Origin of the sequence: Sedimentibacter sp., assembly GCF_032080165.1 — a bacterium.
Lineage (GTDB): Bacteria > Bacillota > Clostridia > Tissierellales > Sedimentibacteraceae > Sedimentibacter.
Genome location: NZ_DAMASY010000022.1, coordinates 1 through 7,848 on the forward strand (window position 1 = coordinate 1; position 7,848 = coordinate 7,848).

Sequence of the window (7,848 nt, forward strand, 5' to 3'; positions counted from 1 at the left end):
TCTCTATCATCAAATTTCATAATCAATTGTCTCCAACCCTTGGCATTTACGCTTTTATTATAAATTTAGCAAGCATAAATGCCAATTTTCTTATATCGTATTAGCATGGCTCTACTTTCCAAAGAATCTATTCATCCTGTTTCTCATCGGTTATATCTTTGAAACCACCACCGAAAAACCAGCCGTGCGATTATATAAAATTAATGAACATATCGCAAAACTGGTCGCTCGATATGACGGGATGAATCTCGGCAACTCCGTTAATCTCCACCAAACGACAGTCAGGAATTGCCTCAACATAAGGTAAAGCATCTGAAATTCGGTCAGCGGCCAGTTTATATTTTTGAATCCGCACTGCATCTTCTTGACTTGGATTTTGTATACGAGTCAAATCCATATTATCAATTAAATCCGCAAGTTTTACATAACAAGCAGTCTTGTTTGGTAAAATACGGCTGATAAAATTATCATAGGATTCCCCTTCTCGCTTTGTCAAACAGTCAAGAACGGTGATAATCTCATCACTGAACCCCTGCCTTTTTAAATCCTCAAAGGTAATATTTGTATCCTCTATCACATCATGAAGAATGGCACAAATTTTCTCAGTTTCACTCTCACAATTCATCATCACGCGAAGCGGATGCAAGATATACGGATTTCCACCTTTGTCAACTTGTTCGTCATGTGCTTTTGCTGCTAGTGTAATCGCTTTGTTCAGCATAAAACTCCCTCCTATCGCTCGTATTCTTAAATTTAAGCCTCAATTTCGGTATATTTCTATTACTTATTTCTCTAATAAATTATTTGTTTTCTTCTGCAGCAGAACCACACATTCTGTATGCCTTGTTGCTGCAATTCTGATGACCATAGAGCCTGCCACCCCCTTGGCGTCAGGGTATATTTTCAACAATTCTGACGCTCAACCCTTATTTTCAATAAATTCTCTGTGCTGATTATAACATGAAAAATCTACTTATAAATACTTAGCCACACCTTACAATTTTTTATAATATCTTTTTACTTCATCAATTCTAAACTAATAATCTCCTGTTCCATTTTTACATTGTGCTGAAGCATATACTGGATTATATCCGTATACACCCTCATTTCTTTCAATTCCTGTAACCTCACAGTATCATTGTCTGTTAATCGATGAAGACATTTTTCATATTGTTTCTGAGAAAGTTCATCCTTCGACATACAATATGTCTTAAAATTAACACCTGTTATCTCACACAGATTATGATGAATCCAAAATCCTCCAGCATCAATATCTCCAAAATGCAAGAATTCTATATTAGGGTTATCATCGTATACTTTTTTTATAAAATCACGTTGAAAACGGTTTGCATATCCCCCCAGATAAAACGTGACTGTATCAGGAGCAGAATATCTCAGATAAGAAGTTCTATTTTCAATCGTCATAAATTTCTGAGTTCTTATCTTAATGCAATCAATTTTCTTAAGGGAATTCGTATCCAACCCTATACCATCTGGAAGTACGCTAAAATCTAGTTCCTTTCCACCAATAGACAATATAAAATTACCTTTAATACTAAATTTTTGAGGTTCCTTTTTTATCATATAGTCTGATAAAATTTCATCCATAAGCTCATCTGTGTTACAAGGTTTATTTTTATATTTGCGAAGCATCTGACAAACCGGTACCAATGTATTCTCTTCAAAATATTTTGAATCTCCATAAATTTTCATAGAAGCTTCTCTTACAAACAATTCTGTTTGATTATTCTCTATAAAAGCAACCGCATCTAATATTTTAGGAAATGTTTCATAATCATTTGGAATTTTATTTCTATCAAGTTCTTTTTGCAGACGATCGCATTCCATGCCACAGATTTCCGATAAATTATAATATCTGGCAATGATATTCTGCACATCATATTTTTTCATTTCTTTCGGAATAAAACCATACTTTTTATGTAGATAATCCTCAACCTGTTCAATCTGTCCGTCTACAAGATAAATACATTGAAGTAACGTACCGAATTTTTCTTGATCACAGGTTAGAAAACCTATTCTGCAAAGTTCTGACACAGTATGATTTATTACATCGATTACATCGAAGTCACCATCATTTGCTTTATATTTCTTATAAAGTTTTTCTGGTTTTACCTGGGTTCTGCGATTGGTTTTATTATCCCCGGTATCTTTCTTACTTCCCCGATACTTATCTACCAAATACACAAGTATCTTTTCTTCCCAATTCATAAACTACACTCCTCATGCATTTCAACAATTCCTATTTCCATTAAATCTGCTCTTGTTCTAAGCACCGGAAGAATGACATTACTTTCATTACCAATTAACTCCGTCTTATCTGGTGAGCAGAAAATCATCTGTAGTTTCTGATTCTTCATGAAATCAAGCATGATTTTTACATTAATAGGATCCATCTTGGCAAATGGTTCATCTATAAACACAAGTCTTGTAGAATTTAATTTGTCATTATATATCATCAATAGCGCAGATAATAAAATCAACATATAGGGAATCTGAACTTCAGCACCCGAATTAAAACCAGATTGTTTGGAAAGTTTAGCCTTATTTAGTACATCATTTGTAAGTAAAATCTCATATACCATATAGTTTCTATAATCAGCATATTTCTCAATCTGCTCCTTATCATTACTATCAATAATACGATTAATAATTTTACGTATTTCCTTTTCTAATACTATCCCTTTATCATCAGTAAATGTTATAAGTGACTGCAATATCATCTGGTCAGGGTTTCTTCCTAAGTCTTCACGTTCCTTTAAATATTTTGCATATTCCAAAATCTTATCATAATCAGAGCCGTCTTTTGCATACTCAACGTCAAACTCATATTTTGACTTGAATTTTAATCTGGAAAGCTCTGCATTAATTAACTTTAAGTCATTTTTTGCACTTTCACAGGATTTTAGTACTGTCAGTACAAATTCATTCTTGAATATTTCCTCATATCTCCTGGTCTGCTCTCTAAGTTTTTCCTTGATTTCTTGAAGATCATCCATCCAAATTTGAGTTTTTCTTATCTCATATGCAAAACGTTGGTTATCACCAGTTGGTAGCCAACTTTCTGCATTTCTGCGCGCATTATAAGCAGACTGTGCACCGATCAAATCATTCCCAGCTTCTCTAAGATTACGTTCGGCACGTTCACGATCTTTTAAGGTACCACCGGCACCAACTTTGCCATTGGCTATATACTTATCGTAACTTTCAATGGCTCTTTTGCATACGTCATAATTCTGTATCTGGTGTTCATTCATAATGACATTATTTTTTTCCAGCTCTTTTGTCTTCACTTCTTTCTTTTCTTGATTTACTTCTATCTGTGTCTTCATCTTTATCTGAGATTCTCGAACTTTCCCACGCTCTTTGTCATTCGCGTCAAGCTCTCCTTTATATTTTGTATAAAGCTGATTCATTTCCAGGTATTCCATATTATTTTGCTGCGACTGTTTCAAATCTTCAAGCTCTTTGGAAGCTGTCTCACATTGACGCAAAATATCCTCATACATCTGGCATGCATCATAATTATAGTTACCAAAGTATTTTTGTGCTGTTTCTAAATAATTTTTTTTCTGAATCTGCTCATGTACCCGCTCTCGTAGCATTTTCCCTTCATTAACCAGAGACCGTAATTTTTTTTCTGCGCGAATTCGATTAAGCTCTATTGTTTCCTGTCCCAGGCAATAAAAACGTATTTTATCAAATTGGAGGAAGTAACTATCCATTGCAACAGATACTCTTCCTTCTTTAGAAATAGCATTCTCGAAATTGCGCACTTGTTCCTTTGTTACTGCATGCATACGCCCTAATTGGTATTCAAAATACTGTTTTGCCACAGAATTTTTCACTTCAATATAACGCACAACAGAATCTTCCTCGGGAGATAGTTTCTTTTTCATCAATAATTTTGTATTAAATAAATGTGCATATCTGTGTGAAGATGCATTTAACACATCGTCTGCAATATCGTAATATTCTGGATCCACAAGAATTGTGTAGCTTCTCTTACCAAGAAACGATTCGATCGCATCTCTCCAGACTTCATCCTTAAGTGCAATGACATATTCGCAGGCAAATTTTGCCTCTGAACAGATATGTCTCTTAGTAAACTCCTTATTTATTTCTTCCTTTAATGCGACATAATCTGGTATTTCTGAAAAAGTAGTTTTTTTGTCATTGCACTCATCAATTAATCTCTGCTGCTGTAGTTGCATAGCTTGGTGCTTATCTATCTCATCCTTAAGCCTTGTGATTGCTGCCAATAAATCATCTCTTACATTTTGAATTTGAACTAAAAATCCGTCAATACCACTTGATTTTTGAACTGCTGTGTATTCATTTACCGTAAGTGATGATAAAATTGACTGGTTATTAACAGGCATATCTTCTTCATAAAACCAATTAATCAATTCACTTATTTTATATTGAAATACCTCTAAGTTTTTTCTCTCTGTATTTAACGTCTCTTTCCGTGAAGTAAGTTGCTCTACTTGCTCTTCAGCAACACGAATTGCCCTTGTACAATCCATAGCATCTAAGCTGTCTTCTACTTTTTTAAGCCTGCCACGAATATCCTTTTCTTGCTTCTCAATCACCTTTAGCTTTTTATCATCCTCATCCAACTGCCTCTTTGCCTGATCAATAAAATTTATTGCTTCATCAATGTCCTGCCTGATTCCAAGTAACTTTTTATATACAATTTTTACATCATCTGCAATAATAACATTGATAGCGTTCTGTAACCTATCAAATAAAGCGAGTATTCCATCAAGTTCTTTGATCTCTGCATCTATTTTCTCAAATGTGGTGTTCAATGTTTCAATATTATTCTTAGCTTCTACTAGTTTTGAAAAGTCTACCTTCTTCTCTTCAAGGACACTTTCTCGAATAAACTGATCTATCTTCGCATCTGGATCATAAGACATAATACTGCGTAGCTTCCTGCGAAATGGTACTATCTGTTGGGCGTTTAATCTCAACCCCGTCCTTTGCATAAACTTTGCAATACCATCCATTGCATCAAGCATTTTAATACTGTATTTTTTCTGTAATCCAATACCATCATATGGAATGGTCAAACCGTTTTCTCCATACACATGCTCTACATCAGATATCTTTGCATTTTCAATAATATAGCGATTTGTATTAAGACCATTTGCAGAATTTGTCTCTATTACAGTACCAAGCACAAAACTCCGTCTCATTTCTTCCTCAAACATTTCTAATACGATGTGAGTATATACATTGGGAAACTGATCTGCAGGTCTCATATATGTTCCCGCTGTTGCATCCAATAATCCTCTGGTGTAAGAAGACAAGGTCCTACTTCCCTTGTTTTCTGTAGATTTATTAAATACTGTATCTCCATACAGCGCATACTTAATAGCATCTAGCAGAACAGATTTACCATTACCATTCTTTCCGGCAATTAAAGAAAAGTATCCAATTGGAACTGTTATATAATTAAAGCCATACCAGTTCACTATACGAACGGATTTTAATAATATCATTCCTCATCCTCCTCTTCTTCTTCAGATTCCTCCTGCTCCTCTTGTAACCCTCCATTCTTCATATATTCAGCTGATACGGTCTGAAACTGTGCCATGTCCCAACCAAATTGTAATGAAGGATATAAGGTAACGATTGCATCTTCTGTCTTATCCTTTGCATCAAAATCAATTAAATTATATCGTTTAAATAAATCCATTGCTGCAGACAATTTCCTACTGTCTATATCAACCTCATAAGCTTTAATTTTATCAATTAGATCACCACGCATAACTAGATTCTCTTCGTTATATCCAAGGTTCTCCAGATAAACCTCCCAAAGGACCAAAAGCAAATGATATTGCTCTGTTGTAAAGGTTAAAATATTAGCTTTCTTAAGGCCTACAACGTCTTCATCTACTTCATGTGTCTTTAGCATAGCAATCTTCACATTAGTATCCACGAGTACATCAAAACCAATCATTCGCAGATAGTCCGAAATATCTTGTCTATTAGATTCTCTTGAGATAAATGCATATAGTTTTTCATCTTTATCTCCCACAATAAATGTAGAATCTAAAAGTTTACGTATACATCGCTTAAACAATATATTATTTTCTTCTTTAATTGATATATTTAGTTTAATGTCGCTCATTTATCTCGCCCTTCTTATTCTAATATTACTGATGTTGGCAACCTCTGTTTCGACCATTCCACCAAGAAATTCTACTACATAGGGAAACTCATCTGAACCAGAATATATAATGCTTGCTACTATCATCATAGCTTCATCTCTATTTTTTATATTTTGACCACTAGTTTCAACCGATACTTTATCACTTAATAATGTGTGGAAATACCTTGCAACCTGATCCACACTATATCTATCACGATACTCATGTAAAAGTTCCCGAGTCAATTTTGCTTTCTCATCATCCGATAAAGAACTCGTAACAATTGCACCACTCTTTATATTTGGACGCCGTTTCTTCCTTCGTTCAATGGATTTTCTTCCAATATACTTATAAGATGTTAGCTGATAACTTTTTGAAATTTCTGCAAATACTACTTCCCGTTCTTCCGCATCCATTTCTTTCAGTATCATCAACAGGTCATTCAGATAAGTTTGCATATTTGTATTATTACTGAGTACCATCAACATTCTGGTAGAATATAAATTATAATAATTGTTAATCTTTTTATCTATGTAATCCATTTCCTTTACATAGTCATAATTGATAAATCCTTGGATTTCCGTAAATTGTCCATCAATAATTTCTCTAGCCTTATACTCACCCATCTGCTTTAATATTTCATATTCATGGACCATATTATCATATACATCAGTATTAATAATCTGTCTAAGCATCTTTTCAATTTCAGCTATATAACCAGGAATAAGCCCATCTTTCTTTATGAAAAAATAATCATTAAAGAATAAATTCATCATCTCATCTTTAATCAAAAACTGACCGAAAGTATTTACTTCCGTCATCTTAATAACTATACGCATTATTGTGCGAATACTATCTTTCAAAATCTGGAGCTCATTTTTTAAATCCGAAACATTATCCGTAAGAGGAATCAGAATATTTGAATAAGGTCTTATTGTCCGTCCATGCTCTGTATCCAATGCAGATTTTAACGTATCATAAATCGCGAATATATGATTTGTCAGTGCACCGCTGGTATCACGATCAAAGATACGTTGAATCGAATCAATCATCTTCCTGCAAAATGGCATTACCGAAGCAATATTGTCTCCACTTCGACCAATTTCCCGCTCAGAAATCCAGCCACAAGAACGAAAGTACCTTAATATAGCACCGGAATTCTCCGTGTCAGACTTTTTACTACTAATATTCTCATCACCATTATCACTCTCATCCTCTACTGCGTACGTGCAATTGCGCAAATAGAGGACGATGCAATCCTTTGCGTCTGTTTCATAAAGCAGCGGAATAGTCTTCGACTTTTCAATCAGTTGCAAGATGCACTCATAATATATTCTTCTGTTTTTACAACACAGCGGATTAAAAAAACGATCATATTCATCATTATCAAATAAAATCATATAAGATACCTCTTTTATCTAACAATTACTCCTATTTGTACCTCATCATTAACTTTACAAAAATAGCTCCAACAGACCATTAACAGCCTGAGTAACGTCATTATACCCAATGTAATATTACCTTAATTCTACATCATTTTCCAGCATTTCTCAACTAAAAATTCTATCATTCGGCAAATATACTGGTTGTTTTGATTATTTATTGATTATAAAATCGTAAGCGTCAAACCTGCCGGTACATTTACAGCAAAATAATAAGATGAGATAAT

At 34.1% G+C, this 7,848-nt stretch carries 4 protein-coding genes and 1 pseudogene; all 5 read right to left on the bottom strand.

Annotation, left to right across the window (positions count from 1 at the left end; genetic code table 11):
• Positions 1-304: 304 nt before the first annotated feature.
• Positions 305-721 (bottom strand): annotated as a pseudogene (locus RT412_RS17000) (GTP pyrophosphokinase); the annotation flags it as partial.
• Between the two features lie 296 nt (positions 722-1,017).
• Positions 1,018-2,229 (bottom strand): Wadjet anti-phage system protein JetD domain-containing protein, encoded by a 1,212-nt coding sequence (locus RT412_RS17005; RefSeq protein ID WP_313347134.1) that lies wholly within the window; start codon positions 2,227-2,229, stop codon positions 1,018-1,020.
• Entirely contained in the window at positions 2,226-5,528 is a 3,303-nt protein-coding gene (locus RT412_RS17010) for an SbcC/MukB-like Walker B domain-containing protein (protein WP_313347131.1), read from the bottom strand. Before RT412_RS17010 ends, RT412_RS17005 begins: the two co-directional genes overlap by 4 nt.
• Complete coding sequence (locus RT412_RS17015) at positions 5,525-6,160, bottom strand: DUF4194 domain-containing protein (RefSeq protein ID WP_313347128.1); 636 nt, start codon at positions 6,158-6,160, stop codon at positions 5,525-5,527. The genes RT412_RS17010 and RT412_RS17015 overlap by 4 nt, the downstream gene beginning before the upstream one ends.
• A complete protein-coding gene (locus RT412_RS17020; protein ID WP_313347125.1) occupies positions 6,161-7,579 on the bottom strand; it encodes a Wadjet anti-phage system protein JetA family protein in 1,419 nt (472 codons plus the stop codon).
• Positions 7,580-7,848 lie beyond the last annotated feature (269 nt).

What these genes read in the sequence shown, in the direction of transcription:
- RT412_RS17005 (WP_313347134.1), bottom strand. Translation starts at nt 2,229, where the DNA reads ATGAATTGGGAAGAAAAGATACTTGTGTATTTGGTAGATAAGTATCGG.
- RT412_RS17010 (WP_313347131.1), bottom strand. Translation starts at nt 5,528, where the DNA reads ATGATATTATTAAAATCCGTTCGTATAGTGAACTGGTATGGCTTTAAT.
- RT412_RS17020 (WP_313347125.1), bottom strand. Translation starts at nt 7,579, where the DNA reads ATGATTTTATTTGATAATGATGAATATGATCGTTTTTTTAATCCGCTG.
- RT412_RS17015 (WP_313347128.1), bottom strand. Translation starts at nt 6,160, where the DNA reads ATGAGCGACATTAAACTAAATATATCAATTAAAGAAGAAAATAATATA.